A 20,931-nucleotide genomic window follows, 5' to 3' on the forward strand; every position below is an offset into this window, starting at 1 on the left:
CAGAAACCGTCATATGTGAGCGGGGGTTCGGCGGATCAAACCCCCGCCCACATATCACCCGGTTTCCACCAACCCCGGCCCACATATCACCCGGTTTCCACCAACCCCGGCTCACATATCACCCCCTTTCCACAAACGCCGGCTCACATATGGCCCGTTTTCCACAACCCCGGCTCACATCAGTCCGGCCCGGAACCCCCTGGATATGTGAGCGCGCGTCCGGCCCGGGACCGCTATATGTGAGCGAGCGTTGTTGTAGGGATTGGGTAGACTTGACGGCTTCTAAGAACTGACACGCCGGCCGTGGGCTTGGATTCCCGGAGGGCCGAAGGGTGTTTGCCGAGGCATCAGGTTGTGATGATTCCCACGGGAAGCTGAATACGCGGCCTTCGAATGCGTCCGCCGATGGCTGTTCACCTAGAATTGCATAAGAGATACGAGCCGGATCCCGGCGGCGTGAGAACAAAATACGGATAAGAGCGGCTGCGCATGCGCCAGTGGTCAGCTCACAACAGGAGGAATCCATCATGGCTGAGCACAACGGCGGCAATCGCGGCAACTTCGGCGGTGGCCGTGGCGAGCGCGGCCCGTTCCGCGCCAACAACAATTCCGGGGGCGACCCCCGAGGGTTCCGTTCCAGGGACAACCGTGACGGCGCCGCCGGCGGCGACCGGGATCGGAAGCCGGTCGGCGATGGTGAGCGCCGTAGCTTTGGTGATCGTCCTCGTCGTGATGGGGATACGCGTCCGAGTTTCGGTGACCGGGATCGTAAGCCGTTTGGTGATCGCCCGAGCCGCGACGGTGATCGGGATCGTAAGCCTTTCGGTGATCGCGATCGTAAGCCCTTTGGTGATCGTCCTCGTCGTGATGGGGATGCGCGTCCGAGTTTCGGTGACCGGGATCGTAAGCCGTTTGGTGATCGCCCGAGCCGCGACGGCGACCGTGACCGTAAGCCCTTTGGTGATCGTCCTCGTCGTGATGGGGATGCGCGTCCGAGTTTCGGTGATCGTGACCGGAAGCCGTTTGGTGATCGCCCGAGCCGCGACGGCGACCGTGATCGTAAGCCGTTTGGTGATCGTCCTCGTCGTGATGGGGATGCGCGCCCGACTTTCGGTGATCGTGATCGTAAGCCGTTTGGTGATCGTCCTCGTCGTGATGGGGATGCGCGCCCGAGTTTCGGTGATCGTGATCGTAAGCCGTTTGGTGATCGTCCTCGTCGTGATGGGGATGCGCGCCCGAGTTTCGGTGATCGTGACCGGAAGCCTTTCGGTGATCGTGACCGGAGGCCTTTCGGTGACCGTCCACGCCGCGATGGCGACGGAGAGCGTCGTAGCTTCGGCGACCGGCCGGAGCGCGGTCCCCGCAAGTTTGATGGCCCACGTACCGAGGGACGCGGCTTCGGCGGCGGATCCTGGGAAGAACGTCCCGCGCGGGTTCCGAACGCGGCGGATCTGCGCAGCGCCAACCGCCCGGACCGCGAGCGTTCCCCCGAGATCGACGACGACGTCACGGGCCAGGAACTCGACCGGGTCACGAAGCACCAGATCAAGACCCTTGAAGGCATGAATGCCGATTGGGTCGCCAAGCACCTGGTGATGGCCGGCCGCCTCATCGATATCGACCCTGAGCTGTCCTTCCAGCACGCCCTGGCCGCGAGCCGTCGCGGCGGGCGTTTGGCAGCCGTCCGTGAAGCCGTGGGCCTGACCGCCTATGCCGCCGGCCACTATGGCGAGGCTCTTCGCGAATTCCGCACCTACCGGCGGATCAGCGGCTCCAACGTCCATTTGCCCCTCATGGCCGACTGCGAACGCGGCCTGGGGCGGCCGGACCGTGCGCTCGACGTCGTCCGTTCACCCGAGGCCCAGGATCTCGACGCTCCCGGCAAGGTTGAGCTCGCCATTGTGGCTTCCGGCGCCCGGAGCGATCTTGGCCAGTTGGACGCTGCCGTGGCCGAACTGGAGATCATCCAGCTCGACATCAACCGCGCCTTCTCCTACAGCCCGCGCTTGTTCCGTGCCTATGCCGACGCCCTGACGGCAGTGGGTCGCACGGAAGAAGCCGGCAAGTGGCAGCGCCAGGCAGTCGTGGCCGAAAACGCCCTCGGCGTTGGAGACTTCGAGGACCCGGACATCATCGACCTCGGCGAAGACGACGAAGACGAAGCACGCAAACCTCGTTTCCGGAACCTCGAAGGGACCCCCGAGCGAGCCGAGGAGCGCCAGTCCGCGGAGGCGCCGGCACGCGCAGAGACAGTTATCGCCCCTGAAGCCCCCGAACAGGACGAAGTGGAACTCGACGACGCCGAGTCTGACTACTTTGACTCCGACGACGCCGAGTCGGACCGCGATTCCGTGGAGGAAGACGACGACGCTGAAGAAGACGGAGAAGAGGCTTCCCACGCCGGCGAAGAGTCCGGGAATGACTGAAGCCTCACTGGTTTCGCGTTTTGACGCCGTTCTGTCCGATCTGGACGGAGTAGTTTACGCAGGTCCGCACGCCATCCCGGGCGCAGTGGAAGCCCTGCAGCGGCTTGAGTCCGTCGGGGTGCGGCTGGGTTATGTCACCAACAACGCCTCGCGTACCCCGGCACAGGTTGCAGCCCATCTTCGTGAACTTGGCGCGCCTGCCGAAGATAACCAAGTGGTCAGTTCTTCGCAGGCTGCCGGGGATCTTCTGGCCGAACTCCTCGCTCCGGGTTCGCGTGTCATGATCACGGGAAGCGCGGCCTTGGCCCACGAGATCGAACTCGTGGGCCTCACCCCCGTCCACAGCGCCAAAGAGAAGCCTGTGGCTGTGGTCCAGGGCTTCAACCCGGAAATCGCATGGAAGGACCTGGCCGAGGCATCCTATGTTGTTGCCGCAGGAGCCCTCTGGGTGGCTACCAATACGGACATGTCCATACCCCAGGCCCGGGGGATTGCCCCGGGAAACGGCACCCTCGTGGCTGCCGTGGCGTCTGCCACGGGCAAGCAACCGCGGGTCGCCGGCAAGCCGGAGGCCCCGCTCTTCCATTCGGCCGCCCGGAGGCTGAAGTCCGAGCGGCCGATCGTTGTGGGAGACCGCTTGGACACTGACATCCTTGGCGGTAACCGTGCGGGCTTCGCGACGGCGGCCGTCCTCACGGGCGTCGACACGCCCGAGTCCATCCTTGCTGCGCGCAGCTCTGAACGCCCGGGATACTTGCTGGCTGACCTCACGGAACTGTACGAGCCGTACCCCGAGATCGTCGAGGAGGACAGCACGTTCCGCTGCGGAAAGGCAACTGCCGAAGTCCAGGATGGCCTGATCAAGGTCTCCGGGTCCGAGAAGGACCTGGACGCCTGGCGCGCTGCATGCGCAGCCTGGTGGGCGGCCACCCCCGACGCTGCAGAGGCTACATTGCCGCGGCTCGAATGGCTGGAAAACTAGACTGGTCCAATGAGCGAGTTGAACGATCATCCGGAGAGCGCAGCCGAAATGGGCGCCATCGATCTGGACGGCCTCAAGCCGCAAAGCGTCGAGCCGCACGATGCCCCATGGCCGGACGACACGGTCGCCACAGGTGACGCCGCCGTGGATTCCGCGTTGGGGCGACTGGCCGGGGTCTCCGCTGCGCCGGTGGCCGAACACAGCGGGCTCTATGCCGAGGTCCACGACTTGTTGCTGGCGGCCCTCGACGCCGACGAACGCTGAGCATGGCCAGGCTCGACCAGGAACTCGTCAGCCGTGGATTGGCGAGATCGCGGACCCATGCCGCGAAACTCATTGCGGACGGGAAAGTCAGCTCCGGAGGCAGCGTTCTCGCCAAGGCAGCGCAACAGGTCTCCGAAGAAACGGACATCGACGTTCAGGCCCATGCCGAGGACGTTTACGTCAGCCGCGCCGGACACAAACTTGCCGGAGCGCTGGCGGCGTTCCCTTCCGTCGTTGTCGAGGGGAAGCGGTGCCTCGACGCCGGAGCCTCCACCGGTGGCTTCACCGACGTGCTGCTCCGGCAAGGTGCCGCGCACGTGGTGGCGGTCGACGTCGGGCATGACCAGTTGGTGCCGTCCCTGCGGAACGATCCCCGTGTGGCAGTCCATGAGGGCCTCAACGTCCGTTACATGACGCCCGAGCAGATCGGCGGGCCGGCCGCGCTCACTGTGGCAGACTTGTCCTTCATTTCCCTCACGCTGGTTCTGCACCCGCTCGCGGCGTGCACAGAACCCGGGGGAGACCTGGTGCTCATGGTGAAGCCGCAATTCGAGGTGGGCAAGGAGCGGCTGAGCCGCACCGGCGTGGTCACCTCGGACCATGAACGGCGGCGCGCGGTGGCCCAAGTCGCGCAAGCCGCCGTGGATGCAGGGCTTGAACTCTGCGGCCTTGCACCGAGCCCCTTGCCCGGGCAGGACGGAAATGTGGAGTACTTCCTGTGGATAAGACGCAGGATGCAGGTGGACTTGCCTAAGATCGAAGAGCGGGACGAGGAAGTTGCTGCACTGATGGAACGAATCTGGACCACCCACTAGAAAGCAGAACACCATGAGCAGGCGCGTTATGGTCCTTGCCCACACCGGGCGCGAGGACTCCCTTCGCGCGGCCTGGGATGCCTGCGGGCAGCTCCACTACTCCGGCCTGATCCCCGTCATGCAGAAGTCCGAACTGGACGATATCGAACGGTTCTATGGCGTGGTGGACAAGCCGATTGAGATACTCCATGAGGATGTCCGGCTGGAGGACGTCGAACTCGTCATGGTTCTTGGCGGCGACGGCACCATCCTGCGCGCGGCCGAGCTGGTCCGCAACGTCGATGTTCCCCTGTTGGGCGTCAACCTCGGGCATGTCGGCTTCCTCGCCGAGAGCGAGCGTGCCGATCTCGCCCAGACTGTGGAGTGGATTGCCAGCCGCGACTATACCGTGGAAGAACGCATGACCATCGACGTCCAGGTGTGGGTCCGGGGCCAGAAGATCTGGCATACCTGGGCCCTCAACGAAGCCGCCATTGAAAAGGCGGACCGGGAGCGCATGATCGAAGTGGTGACCGAAGTGGATGAGCGTCCGCTGACGTCCTTCGGCTGCGATGGAGTGGTGCTGGCTACCCCTACGGGCTCCACGGCCTATGCCTTCTCATCCGGCGGCCCGGTAGTGTGGCCCGAGGTTGAGGCACTAGTGATTGTCCCCATCAGCGCCCACGCCCTCTTCGCCAAGCCCCTCGTGGTTTCGCCGCGGTCCAAGCTGGCCGTGGAGATCCTCACCCGGACGGATGCCCAGGGCGTACTGTGGTGCGATGGCCGCCGTTCCGTGGACCTGCCGCCCGGCGCCCGCATCGAAGTCACCCGGTCCACCCGGCCTGTGCGGCTTGCGCGCACGCACCAGACCCCGTTCTCAGCGCGGCTCGTTCGGAAGTTTGAGCTCCCCATCCACGGCTGGCGGGGTCCGGCACCCCGTTCGGCCGACATCCACACGGGCCCGACCCCCGTGATCAGGACCTTCAAGCCCAGTCCTTTGCCGACGCCCCACGACGTGCGGACAGGTAGAGCGGCCGATCCCACAAAGGAGATGTAAACCATGATCGAGGAACTCCGGATCCGTGATCTCGGCGTCATCACCGACGCCACCCTGCCGTTGGGGCCAGGCTTGAGCGTCGTCACGGGCGAAACCGGCGCCGGCAAGACCATGGTGGTCACCGCCGTCGGCCTCCTTCTGGGAGCGCGGTCCGACGCCGGTGCGGTACGCTCCGGTGCAAAGTCGGCCTCTGCTGAGGCCACGCTCTTGCTCGATCCGGCGCACAGTGCCGTGGAAAGGGCCGTGGAGGCGGGCGGCGACGCGGAAGAGTACGACGGCGGCACCCAGCTCCTGCTGGCCCGCACCGTGGGTGCGGACGGCCGCAGCCGTGCGTTCGTGGGCGGCAGATCTGCGCCTGTAGGCGTGTTGGCGGAACTTGGCGAGAGCCTGGTGGTGGTGCATGGCCAGTCGGACCAGATCCGGCTCAAGGGTGCCGTGGCGCAGCGGCACGCGCTGGACCGCTTCGCCGGTGCCGATCTCGCCGCGACGCTCACGGAATACCAGGAGCTTTACACCCATTGGAAGTCCAGCCAGGCGGAGCTCGATACCCTCCGCAGCGAGGCGCGGGAAAGGCTGCGCGAGGCGGAATCGCTCGCGGTCGCGCTCAGTGAAATCGACGACGTCGATCCGCAGCCGGGCGAGGACGAATCCCTCAAGGCCGAGGCAGTGAAGCTGGCGAACGTGGAAGAGCTCCGCATTGCCGCCGCGGCAGCGCACGAAGCACTGATTTCGGAGGAATTCGGCGAAACAGCCGACGCGACCACGCTGATCGACTCCGCGAAACGGGCGCTGGACCAGGTTTCCGAGCATGACGAAGCGTTGGCGGGAGCTGCTGCACGGCTCGCCGAGATCGGCTTCCTCATCAACGACATCGCGGGGGAGTTGTCCAGCTACCAGGCCTCCCTGGACTCCGAGGGACCCGAACGGCTCTCGGAGATCGAGGAACGGCGCGCTGCCCTGGCCAAACTCATCCGGAAGTACGCCCCGAGCATCGACGAGGTCTTGGAATGGGCCGCAGCTTCGAGGACCCGGCTCGACGAACTGCAGGACGACTCGAGCCGGATCGAAGCCCTCGAGGCCGAAGCGACTGCCGCAGAGTCCACGCTGCGGAAGCAAGCCGCGCGCATCTCGAAGTCGCGATCGAAGGCAGCCAAAGAACTTTCCACGCGCGTGAGCGCGGAACTCACCGCCCTCGCGATGGCCGACGCAACCCTGGTGATCGAGGTGGACAGCCAAGGACAGTTGGGCCCCCACGGCGTCGACGACATCTCCTTCCTCCTGCAGCCACACTCGGGTGCCCCTGCCCGCCCCCTTGGCAAGGGGGCGTCCGGTGGCGAGTTGTCACGCGTGATGCTCGCCATCGAAGTGGTCCTCGCGGCCGTGGATCCGGTGCCGACGTTCGTCTTTGACGAGGTGGACGCCGGAGTTGGCGGGCGCGCGGCCGTGGAGATCGGACGCCGGCTTGCCATGCTGGCCCGCCACGTCCAGGTGCTGGTGGTAACCCACTTGCCGCAGGTGGCTGCCTTCGCCGACCAACATATCCGCGTCACCAAGACCTCGGTCAGGGGAAGCGACGGCAAGACCGCCACGGGCTTCACGTCCAGCGACGTGCAGCTCCTCGATGACGAGGAACGCGTGAAAGAGCTTGCCAGGATGCTGGCAGGCCAGGAAGACTCGGAGTCCGCGCGGGCGCATGCCCAGGAATTGCTGGACGACGCGAAGCTTCTCCCGCAGCAGGCGTAGCTACCCGGCTGCGGCCTGGGACATCGGTCACATGCGCGCTTTCGCCGGACAGGGAGGCTCCTTCTGCGGTACCTGGGGCCAAGCAGCTGATTCCCGGGCGGCTGAGCTGTTTTGCCGTTCCGGGTGGGCTTTACTCTTGATCCTTGCCCGATGGCAGGGGACTATTGAGCATTTGGGAAAACGGCTAGCGGATCCTTTGGAGGCGCAATTGATGATAGGCTCGAATTCCGTGGTGCAGCGATCAAATTCCCGTGTAAATTCCCGGTTTCCGGGCTCGTCCAAGACGACCAAACACATCTTTGTCACTGGCGGTGTGGCGTCCTCGCTCGGCAAGGGACTGACGGCTTCGAGCCTCGGCCACCTGCTGCGGGCACGCGGTTTGTCTGTAACTATGCAGAAGCTCGATCCCTATCTCAACGTGGATCCGGGCACGATGAACCCCTTCCAGCACGGCGAAGTCTTCGTCACTGACGACGGCGCCGAAACCGACCTCGACATCGGACACTACGAGCGGTTCCTCGATGAGAACCTCGAGGGTTCGGCCAACGTCACAACCGGCCAGATCTACTCGACGGTTATCGCCAAGGAACGGCGTGGTGAGTACCTCGGCGACACCGTCCAGGTCATCCCGCACATCACGGATGAGATCAAGCGCCGCATGCGCCTCCCCGCTGAGGGCAAGAACGCTCCTGACGTCATCATCACCGAAATTGGCGGCACCGTTGGCGACATCGAGTCGCAGCCTTTCCTCGAGTCCGCACGCCAGGTCCGCCAGGACATCGGCCGGAACAACGTCTTTTTCCTGCACGTCTCGTTGGTGCCCTACATCGGCCCCTCGCAGGAACTGAAGACCAAACCAACACAGCACTCTGTTGCCGCGCTGCGTTCGCTCGGCATCCAGCCGGAAGCGATCGTCATCCGCTCGGACCGCGAAGTGCCCGACGCCATGCGCGAGAAGATCGGCCGCATGTGCGACGTCGATATCGACGCCGTGATCAACGCCGCCGATGCTCCCAGCATCTACGACATCCCCAAGACGCTGCACTCCCAGGGCCTTGACTCCTACGTCGTCCGCGCCCTGGATCTCCCGTTCAAGGACGTCGACTGGACCAGCTGGGACAAGCTCCTCGAAGCAGTCCACAACCCCAAGCACCACGTTGAAATTGCGCTGGTGGGCAAGTACATCGACCTCCCGGACGCTTACTTGTCCGTGACCGAGGCCTTGCGTGCCGGTGGTTTCGCGAACGAAACCAAGGTCAAGATCCGGTGGGTCCCGTCCGACGAATGCGAAACCCTCGAAGGCGCCACGAAGTCCTTGGCAGGCGTCGACGCTATTTGTGTTCCCGGCGGCTTCGGCATCCGTGGCCTCGAGGGCAAGCTCGGCGCACTCAAGTTTGCCCGCGAGACGAAGCTTCCGGTGCTGGGCCTGTGCCTCGGCCTTCAGTGCATGGTCATCGAGTACGCCCGCAATGTGGTCGGCCTCGAGGGGGCGTCCTCCAGCGAGTTCGAACCCGACTCCAAGTACCCGGTCATCGCCACGATGGAAGAACAACTGGACATCGTGGACGGCAAGGGCGACCTCGGCGGCACGATGCGCCTGGGCCTCTACCAAGCCACGTTGGATGAAGGCTCCGTGGTTGCAGAGACCTACGGTGCCACGACGGTCAGCGAGCGTCACCGCCACCGCTACGAGGTCAACAACAAGTACCGCGAGCAGATTGCGGCCGAGGGGCTCGTGTTCTCCGGAACGTCCCCCGACGGCAAGCTGGTCGAGTTCGTGGAACTGCCGCGCGAAGTACACCCGTACTACGTGGCAACGCAGGCCCACCCCGAGCTCAGCTCCCGCCCCACGCGCCCCCACCCGCTGTTTGCCGGCCTCGTGAAGGCTGCGCTGGAGCGTCAGGCGGGCGTGGACGCCGGAGCAAAGTCGGCCCGCAAGGTAGCTGCAAAGTAATCGCTCACACAAACGAAGGACGGCGCGATGCCCGGTTTTTCTGAAACCCCCAGCACTTTTCGGAAGGTTTCGGACATGCCGAGCCCGCGCCGTCTTTTGTCGTCCAGCAAGGTCTATGAAGGCCGGATCTGGGACGTCGTCAGTGACGCGTTCGAACTGGGCGAAGACACCGGCACTTTGATCCGCGACTACATCGACCACCCCGGTGCTGTTGCGGTGCTGCCGATGAATGTCGACGGCGAAATCCTGTTGCTCAAGCAATACCGCCATCCCGTGGGCATGGACCTGTGGGAGATTCCGGCCGGTCTTCTTGACGTGGCCGGCGAAGACTTCGTCGTCGGTGCAGCCCGGGAGCTCGCGGAAGAGGCCGATCTTACCGCGGCCACGTGGAATGTCCTCGCGGACTTCTTCAACTCGCCCGGCTCCTCGAGCGAGGCGATTCGCATCTATTTGGCACGCGGTTTGGGAAGCGTTCCCGAGGCGGAACGGCACGTCCGCACGGATGAAGAAGCCGAAATCGAGCTCGTGTGGGTGACACTCGACGAAGCCGTTTCAGCGGTGCTCGAAGGCCGGCTGCACAACCCGTCCGCCGTCGTCGGGATCCTCGCGGCCGCCGCCGCGCGCGCGGACGGCTTCAGGAACCTGCGCCCCGCCAATGCTCCCTGGCCCGCCCACCCGAGCCAGCGCTGACCGTGCCCCAGCTCGCGGAGACCCGGGTCCAGACCTCCATTGACCGGGCCGTCACGGATTACCTGCAACACCTCGGCGTGGAACGTGGCCTTGCCAGCAACACCTTGTCCGCTTACCGCCGGGACTTGTCCCGCTATTCGAACTTCCTGGCCGCGTCCGGCGTGGACAAACCGGGCAACATCTCCCGCCACGATGTCACGGCCTTTGTCCAGGCACTGTCCGACGGCTCGGATGGTGGCGCCCCCCTCGGGGTCCGCTCAGCTGCACGCACCGTGGTCGCCGTCCGGGGGCTCCACAAGTTTTGGGCCCTGGAGGGCACGACGACGGCCGATCCGGCGAGCGATGTCCACCCGCCCATGCCGGGCAAACGGCTGCCGAAGGCCATCAGCGTCGGCGAAGTGACCCGGATCCTCGAGGCTGCCGGCGCCGAAACCGCCACCGGATTGCGGGACCGGGCCCTGTTGGAGTTCCTCTATTCCACGGGCGCCCGCATCAGCGAAGCGGTGGGGCTCGACGTCGACGATGTCTCCCTCGAAGCGGAATCCGATGGCCCCGCGATCGTCAGGCTCTTCGGAAAAGGTTCCAAGGAGCGCCTGGTGCCGCTGGGGTCCTATGGTGCCCGCGCCGTCGGGTCCTACGTGGTTCGCGGACGGCCGGCGCTGGCCGCGAAAGGCAAAGGCACCCCGGCACTGTTCCTGAATGCCCGCGGGGGCCGGATCAGCCGGCAGAGCGCCTGGACCATTCTCAAGACAGCGGCGGAGAAGGCAAACATCACCAAGGATGTCTCGCCGCACACCCTCCGGCATTCGTTCGCCACGCATCTCCTGGAGGGCGGCGCCGATGTCCGGGTGGTGCAGGAGCTCCTGGGCCACGCCTCGGTGACCACCACGCAGGTGTACACCTTGGTCACCGCCGACACCTTGCGCGAAGTGTACGCCGCTGCGCATCCGCGGGCGCTCGGCTGACGCGTCGCCCTGAACCCGATGCGGGGCTGCAGGGTTAGGCTTGGTCAATGACCGCAGCCCACGTCACCCTGTGCTTCCTGCTCCGCGACGGCAACGCCGGACAGGAGGTGCTCCTGGGCCGGAAAAAGACCGGCTTCGGCACCGGAAAGGTCGTGGGTGTCGGCGGACACGTGGAGGCCGGAGAGACGGCGGCCCAAGCCGTATGCCGGGAAGTCCACGAGGAGATCTTCGTCCACGTGGAAGAAGAGGACCTTATCCCCGCGGGCACTGTGGATTTCGTCTTCCCCGCCAAGCCCGAATGGAACATGTTCACCACGGTGTATCTGACCGGGCAATGGACCGGCGAACCCGCCGAAAGCGATGAAATAGCGCCACAGTGGTATCGGGTGGAGGGACTCCCAGTCGAACAGATGTGGGCCGACGCCGAACACTGGCTGCCGGCCATGATTTCCGGCCAACGCATCGCCGTTGAAGTCGTGCTTGCCCATGACAATGAAAGCGTCGCCGAAGTCCACACGGCCGAGTGGCTGGATTCGGGAGCCGCGCGCTGACTTCCTGGCAGAAACCAGAACGACGCCGGGCCGGTCCTCGCGAGTACCTGGGGTGACCGGCCCGACGTCGTACGTTCAGAAAATTACGGCAGGTGCCGTTCGTCCACGCCGTTGTATTCGCTGAGCGGACGGATCAGGGAGTTCGATCCGAGTTGCTCCATGACGTGTGCGGTCCAGCCGGTGATCCGGCTGGCGACGAACAGCGGGGTGAAGGTCGGGGTGTCGAAGCCCATGAGGTGGTAGGTCGGTCCGGCGGGGTAGTCGAGGTTGGGTTTGATTGCCTTGGCCTCGTCCATGGCCTGCTCGAGGCCGTTGTAGAGGCCCAGTATTTCGGGCCGGCCGTAGTGGGCGATCATCTTATCCAGCGCTGCCTTCATGGTGGGAACCCTGGAGTCGCCGTGCTTGTAGACGCGGTGCCCGAAGCCCATGACCTTCTTCTTCTGGGCAAGGGCATGCTCCATCCAGGTCTTCGCCCGGCTGGCGGCCTCATCCAGCGATTCCTCGGTGCGGATGCCGATTTCCTCGAAGGTGTGCATGACGGCCTCGTTGGCGCCACCGTGCAACGGACCCTTGAGGGCGCCGATCGCCGCGGTGACCGCGGAGTGGAGATCCGAGAGGGTGGAAGTGACCACCCGCGCCGTGAAGGTGGAGGCGTTGAAGGAGTGCTCCGCGTAGAGGATCATCGAGACGTTGAACGCCTTCACGACCTCGTCCACGGGATCCTCGCCGAAGGTCATCCACAGGAAGTTCGCGGAGTAGCCGAGGTCCTCGCGAGGATCCACCACTCCCTGGCCGCGCCGGCGTCGCTGGTCGTAGGCGACCACCGCAGGCATCGCGGCGAACAAGTCGATTGCCTTGGTCATGTTGGCCTCGGGCGTGGAATCCTCGGCCAGGGGGTGCCGTGCTCCCAGCACCGAAGCCGCCGTCCGGCACACATCCATGGGATGGGCAGTCGTCGGCAGAGCATCGATGACCTGCTTCACCACGGGGTCAAGGGCGCGGCCCGCGCGCTCGCGGGCTGTGAACTCTGCGAGCTCCTCCGGCGTGGGCAACTCGCCGTTCCATAGCAGGAAGGCAACTTCTTCGAAGCTGCACTTGGCGGCGAGTTCCTGCACGGGATAGCCGCGGTACAGCAGCGAGTTGGTGTCCGGATTGACTTTGGAGATCGCGGTGTAGTCAACCACGACGCCGGCCAGGCCCTTCTTGATCTCAACAGCTACCATGCTGTTCTCCTTCGTTCATCGGCAAGCACTCCGGAATAGCCGGAGCGCCTGCATCCCTTGGTTGATCCAGTTACCGGCTGAGCCCAGGAACCTGGAAGTTGAAAACGCTCGTGTCGAAGTGGTTGTAAGCCTCGTAGTCCACGAGGTCATAGAGCCGCGCACGGGTGAGCATGTTCTCCACCTGCGCCTCCTGCGTTCCTGTGGCCTTGATCGTTTCCAGCGTACGCTCTGCAGCCCCCATGGCAATGCGGAGCAGGGTGACCGGGTAGATCACCATGTTCACGCCCACGCCTTGGAGCTGTTCCACGGTGAAGAGCTCGCTCTTGCCGAACTCGGTCATGTTGGCCAGGATCGGCACGTCCACTGCATCACGGATGGCTTGGAACTCGCTGAGATCCTTCATGGCTTCGGGGAAGATCGCGTCGGCGCCGGCGTTGACGAGCGCCCGGGCGCGTTCCTGGGCCGCCTCGATCCCGTCGACGGCGCGGATATCGGTCCGGGCCATGATGAGGAAGTTAGGGTCGCGCCGGGCGTCGGCTGCCGCACGGATGCGCTTGGCGGCGGTGTCGACGTCGACGACGTTCTTGCCGTCAAGGTGCCCGCAGCGCTTCGGGTTGAACTGGTCCTCGATGTGGCAACCGGCCAGTCCGGCGTTCTCAAGCTCCTGGATGGTGCGGGCCACGTTCATCGGTTCGCCGAATCCGGTGTCCGCGTCCACGAGGCACGGAAGTTCGGTCATGCGGGCGATCTGCCCTGCACGGGTGGCGACCTCGGTAAGGGTCGTGAGTCCGATGTCGGGCAGGCCGAGGTCGTTGGCGAGGACGGCACCGGAGATGTAGACGCCGGGGAAGCCCTTCTCCTCGATCAGCCGTGCCGAGAGCGGGTTGAAGGCGCCGGGAAACTGGACGATGGTCCCGGAAGCGAGCATCTCGCGGAGGGCGAGGCGCTTCTGCTCAGGCGTGGTCTTGGAGTACAACATCTAGAACAACCCCTTCGGTGCGGCAGCGAGGTCGATGACGCCGGGAGCGGCGGTGATGTTCAGCTGGTCCAGCTCGCCCGGGCCGAGCTCCGGGAGGCGCTCGACGGCGGTGAGGAACCTTTCGATCTCGGCCTCCTCGACCAAACCGGCAGCAAGCGTGCGGAACTTGTTCACGTACTGTTCGCGGGCGAACGGCCGGGCGCCGAGCGGGTGGGCATCGGCCACGGCGATCTCATCCGTGATGACGGTGCCGTCGTTGAGGGTGATGACCACGGTGCCGCCGAAGGCCTTCTCCGCGATGTCCAGGGAGTGGTAGCGGCGGGTCCATTCCGGGTCCTCGACGGTGGTGACCTTGTGCCAGAGTTCCACGGTGTCCGCCCGTCCTGCGCGTTCCGGGCTGTAGGAGTCGACGTGGTGCCAGGAACCGTCCTGCAGGGCGACGGTGAAGATGTACGGGATGGAGTGGTCCAGCGTCTCGCGTGAAGCGGTGGGCGAGTACTTCTGGGGGTCGTTGGCGCCGGAGCCGATCACGTAGTGGGTGTGGTGGCTCGTCTTGATCAGGACGGACTTCACGTTGGCCGGGTCCGTGGCCTCCGGGTGCTCCTTGTTCAGCTTGCGGGCGAGGTCGATCCAGGCCTGGGCCTGGTATTCGGCGGAGTGTTCCTTGGTGTAGGTGTCCAGGATGGCCCGCTTGGGCTCTCCGGCTTCGGGCAGCGGGACTTCGTAGGAGGCGTCCGGGCCGTCGAGCATCCAGGCGATGACGCCGTCTTCGCCTTCGTAGATCGGCACGGGGGAGGTCTGGCCGCGCATGGAGCGGTCCACGGCCTCGACGGCCATCTTGCCGGCGAACGCGGGGGCGTGGGCCTTCCAGGTGGAGATTTCGCCCTTGCGGGACTGCCGCGTGGCCGTGGTGGTGTGCAGGGCCTGGCCGACGGACTGGAAGATCGTCTCGACGTCGAGGCCCAGGAGAGTGCCGATACCGGCGGCGGCGGACGGGCCGAGGTGCGCTACGTGGTCGATCTTGTGCTTGTGCAGGCAGATGGCCTTGACCAGGTTCACCTGGATTTCGTAGCCCGTGGCGATGCCGCGGATCAGGTCCTTGCCGCCCGCGCCGACGTGCTGCGCCACGGCGAGGATCGGCGGGATGTTGTCGCCCGGGTGGGAGTAGTCCGCGGCCAGGAATGTGTCGTGGTAGTCGAGTTCGCGGACGGCGACGCCGTTGGCCCAGGCGGCCCACTCGGGGGAGACTTTGTCGCTGATGCCGAAGACGGACGAGCCCTTGCCGTTGGTGGTCGGCGCGTGGGTCAAAGCCTGAGCCCGGGCAGCGACGATCGGGGCGCGGTTCAAGGAAGCGATGGCGACGGAAGCATTGTCGATGATCCGGTTGATGATCATGTCGGTGACCTCGGGAGTCACCTCGACGGGGTCGGCGGCAACGGTGGCGATCTTGTGCGCCAGTTGCTCCTCGCGGGCAAGGTTTTCTTCGCTCTTATAGACGCGGACGTGGTTGTTCTTCACCATGGTGCTCCTTAGTGAGGTGTGTGGGTGGCTTTGACGTGGGAGAGACTGCGGTGCAGATGAAGGGTGGTGGCGGCTTCGGCGAGCCGGGGGTTGCCTGCCGCGATGGCTTCGGCGATCGCGGCGTGCTCAGCCGCGGCGGCATGGAGGCGTTCGGCGTCGTCGGCCGCGAGGCGGCGGACCCGTACGAGGTGGACGCGCAAGCTGCGCATGGCCTGGGCGAGGTAGGAATTGGAGATGGCTTCGTCGATCGCGTTGTCGAGCCGTCCCACCAGGGCGTAGTAGTCGTGCCGTGCGGGATCGCTGTCGTTGAGCATCTCGGGCGCCCGGAGGAGCTCGGCGTGGAGTTGCTCGAACACGGGGCGATCACCGCGTTCCGCGGCGAGGGCGGCGGCTTTGCCTTCCAGGGTTTCGCGCAGCTCGAACAGTTCGTCGATGTCGTCCAGCGAGATGTCGGTGACGACGACGCCGCGGCCGCCTGCCGCCGTCGTCAGCCCTTCCGCGCTGAGCCGGCTCAGCGCCTCCCGGACCGGTGTGCGGGACACGCCCAAACGTTCGGATTGTTCCACTTCCGCGAGGACCGTTCCGGGTGCCAGGCGCCACTCAATGATGTCTTCGCGCAGGGCCGCATAGGCTTTGTCGCTGGCACGCATGGACCCTCCTTCGCTGGGTGGACGTCCTCAGTGTATACACAAATGGCCATCAAGCCTAGCTTTTCTCGAGAATGCCCGGCCAATGATCGAGCTATGTATACATCCAGATGAATTGTGGCTAACCCCGGTTCCAGCGGTACTCGTTCTCCGGCCGCCCCGGAGTGCCGTATCGGGCATTCCGGGTGACCATTCCGGCGTCGGCCAGGTACTCGAGATAGCGGCGTACGGTGACCCGGGACATCCCCAGGGCGACGGTTGCCTCGCTCGCGGACACCGGCCGGCCAAGGCTGGCCAGGAGGTCTTTGACGGACTCCAGGCTATGGGCGGAGAGGCCCTTGGGCAGCGGGACTTCGGAGGGGGCGCGGAGACTCGCGAACGCCTGGTCCACATCGCTTTGGGACGCACCGCTCGCCCGCGCGCCCGACGCCGGTGCGGCGAGTTGCTCACGGAAGGCGCGGTAGCTGGCGAGCTTGTCCGCGAATGTCGCGAACGTGAAGGGCTTGATGAGGTACTGCACCACGCCGATCGACACCGCACTGCGGACAATGTTCACTTCCCTGACGGCGGTGATGGCGATGATGTCCGCAAGCAGTCCCGAAGCACGCATCCGGCGGGCAACGTCCAGTCCGTGAAGATCCGGCAGGTTCATGTCCAGCAGGACGAGGTCCACCGGTTGCCCGGCAACAGCGAACTCGTTGAGCAGCCGCAGGGCCGATTGTCCGTCAGGGGCCGTTCCCGCAACGGTGAAGCCGTCGATTCGGCCGACGTAGACGCCATGGGCATCGGCGGCGATGGGTTCGTCCTCGACAACGAGGACGCGGATCTCGGTCATTCGGTTTCTTTCCTGGAGTCCGGCGCGGGGAGCGCTACGCGGAAGAACGCACCGCCCAAGGCGCTCGTGGAGTCGCTGATGGACAGCGTACCGCCCAGCCGCTGTACCGCTTGCCGCACCAAGGCCAGTCCCACGCCGCGCGACGGGGCTCCGGGTTGCCCGGTTTGTCCGATGCCGGCCGCCTTGGTGCTGTATCCGTAGTGCCAGACGTCGTCCACGATGGCGGGATCGATCCCGTGCCCGGAATCGACCACCGTGAACGTGGTTCCTTCGGGGCCCGATTCGATGCCCAGTTCCACTTTGCGGGGCGGGGGAGCGGCAGCAGCGGCGTCGAGCGCGTTGTCGAGCAGGTTGCCCAGGATCGTCACGAGGTCCTGGACAGCCAGGCCCTGGAGTCCGTCCCCGCCCGTCACCGTGACCGTGAGCTCCGCCCCGCGTTCGTGCGCCTCGGCGGACTTCCCCATGATGAGCGCACTCAAGACAGGTTCGTCCACCGATGCCACGAGGTGGTCGGTCAGTTGTTGGCTCAGTTCAAGGTCCTTGGTGGCAAAGTCCAGGGCGTCGGTGGTCCGCCCGAGTTCCATGAGGGACACGATGGTGTGCAGCCGGTTGGCATGTTCGTGTGTCTGGGCCCGCAAGGCGTCGGACAGGGTCTTCATGGTTTCGAGTTCACTGCCCAAGGACTCGATTTCCGTCCTGTCCCGGAGCGTGGCCACGGTCCCGAACACGGCAGGTCGTTGCCGGCCCCTCATTCCCGGGGGTCCCACGGCGGGCGCCTGGTTCACCACCAGGATCCTGGACCCTGTCAGGTGGATTTCGTCGTGCGCCGTCCGGCCGGACTCGAAGAGCCCGTGGAGGCTGGGCTCGAGGGGCAGGTCCGCAAGGCGCGGTGCGGCTCCCGCGGCGGGATCGACGTCGGACCGCTCCAGTCCCAGCAGCTCCGCGGCTTGGTCGTTGTACATGACCACGCGGCCTTCCGTGTCGATCAGCACCACGCCTTCGCGGACAGAATGCAGGACCGACTCGTAGTAAGCGAACAACTGCGCCAATTGCTCCGGTCCCCACCCCCGGGTGACCGAACGCAGGTAGCGGCCCAACAACCAGGAGGCCAGCGAGCCTCCGGCGAGCATGGCCAGGGAGAAGGCGATGATAGTCGTGAGCCGGGCTGAGACCGCGACGTCCACCGTCCGCACCGTGACACCCGCGGCGACCAGTGCCCGTACCTTCCCGGAGGAATCCTCCACGGGAACGATGGTGCGGACGGACGGGCCGAGAGTACCGGCGGTGACCTCGGTGAAGGTCTGGCCGTGGAGGGCCGGATCGATGGTGCCGATGTAGGGTTTGCCGATTTCGTCGGGGTTCGCATGGGTCCAGCGCGTCCGGTCCGGGGCCATGATGGTGATGAAGTCGGTATGGGCGTTGGCCATGACCACTTGGGCGTAGGGCTGCAGGGCGGCGGACGGGTTTGGTGTGCCGGCGGCCTGAAGGACGAGGGGGTTGGCTGCGATCGCCGCGGCCACAGCCTGCATGCGCTGGCCGGCGTCGTTGTAGGCCCGGTCCCGGGCGTCCACGAAGGCCACCGTTCCCACGATCGCGGTGAGCGCCAGAATGAACAGCAGATTTGCCACAAAGAGTCTCCGGGCAATGCTCCAGCGTCGGATCACGTGCTCCTTTCCACGGGCCATCCTGTGACCAATATGAACGCAACAGTGATGCATGTCACGCCGCGCCTAATGATGGGTATCACAGCAGAGCGACGCAGGGACATTTTGCAGGGACCACGGCGCTTTCCAGAGTATCTATAAGGAGTAAAGCCATGACCTCTCAAAGAGGAGAGATTGCACCCGCGAAGGCCGGGCGCAAGGGGCTGGACAAGTCGCATTACCTCTACATCGCCGTGATCGCCGCAGTTGTGCTGGGCGCCGTCGTCGGCCTGCTTTTCCCCGAAGTGGGCAAATCACTCAAGCCTTTGGGTGACGGATTCATCAAGCTCATCAAGATGATGATCGCCCCCGTCATCTTCTGCACCATCGTCCTGGGCATCGGGTCGATCGCCAAGGCTGCCACGGTCGGCAAGGTCGGCGGCCTCGCACTCATCTACTTCCTGGTGATGTCCACGTTCGCGCTCGCCATTGGTTTGGTCGTCGGCAACATCATCCACCCGGGCGAGGGGCTGAAGCTGATCCCGTACAACCCGAACGCGCCTGCTTCTTCGAACAGCACCGCCGACTTCCTGCTGGGGATCATCCCCGGAGACATTCCCGTGCTGCCGACGCTCCTGGTTGCCATCCTGGTGGGCTTCGCGCTGCAGCGCATGGGTTCGCAGGGCCAGCCGGTGCTCAAGGCCATCCAGCATGGGCAGGCGCTCGTCTTCCGCATCCTCATCATGATCATGTGGCTGGCGCCCGTCGGCGCCTTCGGTGCGATCGCCGCGGTGGTCGGCGCCACCGGAGTGAAAGCCATCTTCGGCATGCTCACCCTGATGGTCGCTTTCTACATCACCTGCGCGCTCTTCATCGTGGTGATACTCGGCAGCTTGCTGCGGGTCGTTGCCGGCGTCAGCATTTTCCAGCTGATGAAGTACCTGGCCCGCGAATACCTGCTCATCTTCTCCACCTCATCCTCCGAAGCGGCGCTGCCCAGGCTTATCGCCAAGATGGAGCACCTCGGCGTCTCCAAGCCGGTTGTCGGTGTCACGGTGCCTACCGGCTATTCCTTCAACCTGGATGGAACCGCCATCTACCTGACCATGGCTTCGCTGTTCGTCGCCAACGCCATGGGTATTCCGCTGGACCTGGGCGCCCAGGTATCGCTTCTGGTGTTCATGATCATTGCGTCCAAGGGGGCGGCCGGCGTTTCCGGTGCCGGCCTGGCCACCCTCGCCGCAGGCCTGCAGGCACACCGGCCCGAACTGCTGGGCGGTGTAGGCATGATCGTCGGGATCGACCGCTTCATGTCTGAAGCCCGCGCCCTGACCAACTTCACGGGCAACGCGGTGGCCACCGTGCTGATTGGTACCTGGGTCAAGGAAATCGACCGCACGCAGGTCACCAACGTCCTGTCCGGTGCGACTCCTTTCGACGAGCTGACCATGATCAGCCACCATGCCGAACCCGAGGTGAAAGAGGCCGTGGCCGCTTAGTCCGGCATACTGTTTGGAGTATCGATGCAGGCAAGGCAGGAACCCGTCCGGGGACCTGCCTTGCCTGCGTTTTGCGGGCACGTTTTGGTGCACGCGGACCCAACCTTCTACCTCAGCTAGAAGGTAAAGGCTCAAACTGCGGGCAATGTCAAGTTCCGCAGAATGCCGTGTCGGGCGCTGTAGCCTAGGTGGGGAGCAGTGCTGGTGCTGGAGACAGCCGCAGGAAATGACCGTCGTGGAGAGAGTGGATAGATACGTGAGCAGCGAACGGGGAACGACTACGCTGGAGGGCGCGGATTTCGATCTGGAAGACGCCGTCATGGGGCCCACGGGCCGCCCGCACCGCGACTTCCCCGAGCCCGCGCCACTGGCCTCCCATGGCCCGGCCCGCGTCATTGCCATGGTCAACCAGAAGGGTGGCGTGGGCAAGACCACGTCAACCATCAACCTTGCCGCTGCGCTCGCAGAATTCGGCCGGCGCGTGCTGCTCGTTGACTTCGACCCGCAGGGAGCTCTTTCCGCGGGCCTGGGCGCGAACCCGCACCAGCTCGACCTCACTGTCTACAACGTCCTGATGGACCGCAAAGTGGACATCCGCGACGCCATCCAGAAGACCGGCGTCGAAGGCATCGACCTCCTGCCGGCGAACATCGACCTCTCCGCCGCCGAGGTCCAGCTGGTCAACGAAGTAGCGCGCGAGCAAGTGCTGGACCGCGCGCTCAAGAGCGTCGAGGACGACTACGACGTGGTGCTCATCGACTGCCAGCCGTCCCTGGGCCTCCTCACGGTCAACGCCTTGACGGCTGCGCACGGCGTCATCATCCCGCTGATCTGCGAATTCTTCGCCCTCCGCGCGGTGGCACTACTCGTGGAAACCATCGAAAAAGTGCAGGACCGGTTGAACCCGCGCCTTCAGGTGGACGGGGTGCTCGCCACGATGTACGACGCCCGTACCCTGCACAGCCGCGAAGTCATTTCCAGGCTCGTGGAGGCGTTCGGGGACAAAGTCTTCGAGACCGTCATCAAGCGTTCCATCAAGTTCGCCGACGCCACGGTCGCCGCGGAGCCCATCACCAGCTACGCCGGAAACCACATCGGTGCCGACGCCTACCGCCGCCTGGCCAAGGAACTGATTTCGCGCGGCGGCGCACCCTAGCC

Annotated in this window: 18 protein-coding genes and 1 pseudogene; 12 read left to right on the top strand and 7 right to left on the bottom strand. The window is 65.1% G+C overall.

Annotation, left to right across the window (positions count from 1 at the left end):
* Positions 1-506 precede the first annotated feature (506 nt).
* Positions 507-1,541 carry a hypothetical protein gene (locus QRN45_RS10280; protein WP_241710240.1) on the bottom strand — a complete coding sequence of 345 codons (1,035 nt, stop codon included), beginning with the start codon at positions 1,539-1,541 and terminating at the stop codon, positions 507-509.
* Between the two features lie 21 nt (positions 1,542-1,562).
* Between QRN45_RS10280 and QRN45_RS10285 the strand changes: the two genes are divergently transcribed.
* The 10 genes from QRN45_RS10285 to QRN45_RS10330 all read left to right on the top strand — a co-directional run bounded on the left by QRN45_RS10285 (position 1,563) and on the right by QRN45_RS10330 (position 11,426).
* On the top strand, positions 1,563-2,426 hold the full coding sequence (locus QRN45_RS10285; RefSeq protein ID WP_241710241.1) for a hypothetical protein: 864 nt from the start codon (positions 1,563-1,565) through the stop codon (positions 2,424-2,426).
* Positions 2,419-3,408 carry an HAD-IIA family hydrolase gene (locus tag QRN45_RS10290; RefSeq protein WP_241710242.1) on the top strand — a complete coding sequence of 330 codons (990 nt, stop codon included), beginning with the start codon at positions 2,419-2,421 and terminating at the stop codon, positions 3,406-3,408. The genes QRN45_RS10285 and QRN45_RS10290 overlap by 8 nt, the downstream gene beginning before the upstream one ends.
* Positions 3,409-3,417: 9 nt before the next feature.
* On the top strand, positions 3,418-3,672 hold the full coding sequence (locus tag QRN45_RS10295) for a hypothetical protein (protein WP_264637698.1): 255 nt from the start codon (positions 3,418-3,420) through the stop codon (positions 3,670-3,672).
* 2 nt (positions 3,673-3,674) lie between these two features.
* Entirely contained in the window at positions 3,675-4,487 is an 813-nt protein-coding gene (locus tag QRN45_RS10300) for a TlyA family RNA methyltransferase (protein WP_241710244.1), read from the top strand.
* 13 nt (positions 4,488-4,500) lie between these two features.
* On the top strand, positions 4,501-5,523 hold the full coding sequence (locus QRN45_RS10305) for an NAD kinase (protein WP_241710245.1): 1,023 nt from the start codon (positions 4,501-4,503) through the stop codon (positions 5,521-5,523).
* A gap of 3 nt (positions 5,524-5,526) precedes the next feature.
* Complete coding sequence (gene recN / locus QRN45_RS10310; protein WP_284763242.1) at positions 5,527-7,266, top strand: DNA repair protein RecN; 1,740 nt, start codon at positions 5,527-5,529, stop codon at positions 7,264-7,266.
* A gap of 211 nt (positions 7,267-7,477) precedes the next feature.
* On the top strand, positions 7,478-9,220 hold the full coding sequence (gene pyrG, locus QRN45_RS10315; protein ID WP_284763243.1) for a CTP synthase: 1,743 nt from the start codon (positions 7,478-7,480) through the stop codon (positions 9,218-9,220).
* Between the two features lie 27 nt (positions 9,221-9,247).
* On the top strand, positions 9,248-9,910 hold the full coding sequence (locus QRN45_RS10320) for an NUDIX domain-containing protein (RefSeq protein ID WP_078105618.1): 663 nt from the start codon (positions 9,248-9,250) through the stop codon (positions 9,908-9,910).
* The gene (gene xerD, locus QRN45_RS10325; protein WP_502870711.1) at positions 9,883-10,875 is read left to right on the top strand and encodes a site-specific tyrosine recombinase XerD; all 993 of its coding nucleotides are present in this window, start codon (positions 9,883-9,885) and stop codon (positions 10,873-10,875) included. The genes QRN45_RS10320 and xerD overlap by 28 nt, the downstream gene beginning before the upstream one ends.
* 47 nt (positions 10,876-10,922) lie before the next feature.
* Positions 10,923-11,426 carry an 8-oxo-dGTP diphosphatase gene (locus QRN45_RS10330; protein WP_264637702.1) on the top strand — a complete coding sequence of 168 codons (504 nt, stop codon included), beginning with the start codon at positions 10,923-10,925 and terminating at the stop codon, positions 11,424-11,426.
* Between the two features lie 83 nt (positions 11,427-11,509).
* Here QRN45_RS10330 and QRN45_RS10335 read toward each other — a convergent pair whose 3' ends face one another.
* From QRN45_RS10335 to QRN45_RS10360, 6 genes and pseudogenes are all read right to left on the bottom strand, one after another.
* Positions 11,510-12,649: a bifunctional 2-methylcitrate synthase/citrate synthase gene (locus QRN45_RS10335; RefSeq protein WP_078105616.1), complete on the bottom strand. Its 1,140-nt coding sequence runs from the start codon at positions 12,647-12,649 to the stop codon at positions 11,510-11,512.
* Positions 12,650-12,719: 70 nt separating this feature from the next.
* Complete coding sequence (prpB, locus tag QRN45_RS10340) at positions 12,720-13,628, bottom strand: methylisocitrate lyase (RefSeq protein ID WP_284763248.1); 909 nt, start codon at positions 13,626-13,628, stop codon at positions 12,720-12,722.
* Complete coding sequence (locus tag QRN45_RS10345) at positions 13,629-15,149, bottom strand: MmgE/PrpD family protein (RefSeq protein WP_078105614.1); 1,521 nt, start codon at positions 15,147-15,149, stop codon at positions 13,629-13,631.
* A pseudogene (locus QRN45_RS10350) lies at positions 15,118-15,799 on the bottom strand (GntR family transcriptional regulator). The gene QRN45_RS10345 and the pseudogene QRN45_RS10350 overlap by 32 nt, the downstream one beginning before the upstream one ends.
* Positions 15,800-15,917: 118 nt before the next feature.
* Positions 15,918-16,631, bottom strand: coding sequence for a response regulator (locus QRN45_RS10355; RefSeq protein ID WP_078105612.1), 714 nt, complete (start codon positions 16,629-16,631; stop codon positions 15,918-15,920).
* The gene (locus QRN45_RS10360; RefSeq protein WP_284763249.1) at positions 16,628-18,295 is read right to left on the bottom strand and encodes a sensor histidine kinase; all 1,668 of its coding nucleotides are present in this window, start codon (positions 18,293-18,295) and stop codon (positions 16,628-16,630) included. The genes QRN45_RS10355 and QRN45_RS10360 overlap by 4 nt, the downstream gene beginning before the upstream one ends.
* Positions 18,296-18,447: 152 nt before the next feature.
* On the opposite strand from QRN45_RS10360, the gene QRN45_RS10365 reads away from it, so the two are divergent.
* Positions 18,448-19,773 carry a cation:dicarboxylate symporter family transporter gene (locus tag QRN45_RS10365; RefSeq protein ID WP_241710256.1) on the top strand — a complete coding sequence of 442 codons (1,326 nt, stop codon included), beginning with the start codon at positions 18,448-18,450 and terminating at the stop codon, positions 19,771-19,773.
* Positions 19,774-20,029: 256 nt separating this feature from the next.
* A complete protein-coding gene (locus tag QRN45_RS10370) occupies positions 20,030-20,929 on the top strand; it encodes a ParA family protein (RefSeq protein ID WP_284763250.1) in 900 nt (299 codons plus the stop codon).
* Positions 20,930-20,931 lie beyond the last annotated feature (2 nt).

The sequence above is a fragment of the Arthrobacter sp. efr-133-R2A-63 genome (assembly GCF_030209795.1).
Classification (GTDB): domain Bacteria; phylum Actinomycetota; class Actinomycetes; order Actinomycetales; family Micrococcaceae; genus Arthrobacter; species Arthrobacter bambusae_A.

Bases quoted from the DNA above. Each gene is read 5' to 3' on its own strand.
- QRN45_RS10285 (WP_241710241.1), top strand. From the start codon at position 1,563: ATGAATGCCGATTGGGTCGCCAAGCACCTGGTGATGGCCGGCCGCCTC.
- QRN45_RS10290 (WP_241710242.1), top strand. From the start codon at position 2,419: ATGACTGAAGCCTCACTGGTTTCGCGTTTTGACGCCGTTCTGTCCGAT.
- QRN45_RS10295 (WP_264637698.1), top strand. From the start codon at position 3,418: ATGAGCGAGTTGAACGATCATCCGGAGAGCGCAGCCGAAATGGGCGCC.
- QRN45_RS10300 (WP_241710244.1), top strand. From the start codon at position 3,675: ATGGCCAGGCTCGACCAGGAACTCGTCAGCCGTGGATTGGCGAGATCG.
- QRN45_RS10305 (WP_241710245.1), top strand. From the start codon at position 4,501: ATGAGCAGGCGCGTTATGGTCCTTGCCCACACCGGGCGCGAGGACTCC.
- recN (WP_284763242.1), top strand. From the start codon at position 5,527: ATGATCGAGGAACTCCGGATCCGTGATCTCGGCGTCATCACCGACGCC.
- pyrG (WP_284763243.1), top strand. From the start codon at position 7,478: ATGATAGGCTCGAATTCCGTGGTGCAGCGATCAAATTCCCGTGTAAAT.
- QRN45_RS10320 (WP_078105618.1), top strand. From the start codon at position 9,248: ATGCCCGGTTTTTCTGAAACCCCCAGCACTTTTCGGAAGGTTTCGGAC.
- QRN45_RS10330 (WP_264637702.1), top strand. From the start codon at position 10,923: ATGACCGCAGCCCACGTCACCCTGTGCTTCCTGCTCCGCGACGGCAAC.
- QRN45_RS10335 (WP_078105616.1), bottom strand. From the start codon at position 12,649: ATGGTAGCTGTTGAGATCAAGAAGGGCCTGGCCGGCGTCGTGGTTGAC.
- prpB (WP_284763248.1), bottom strand. From the start codon at position 13,628: ATGTTGTACTCCAAGACCACGCCTGAGCAGAAGCGCCTCGCCCTCCGC.
- QRN45_RS10345 (WP_078105614.1), bottom strand. From the start codon at position 15,149: ATGGTGAAGAACAACCACGTCCGCGTCTATAAGAGCGAAGAAAACCTT.
- QRN45_RS10355 (WP_078105612.1), bottom strand. From the start codon at position 16,631: ATGACCGAGATCCGCGTCCTCGTTGTCGAGGACGAACCCATCGCCGCC.
- QRN45_RS10365 (WP_241710256.1), top strand. From the start codon at position 18,448: ATGACCTCTCAAAGAGGAGAGATTGCACCCGCGAAGGCCGGGCGCAAG.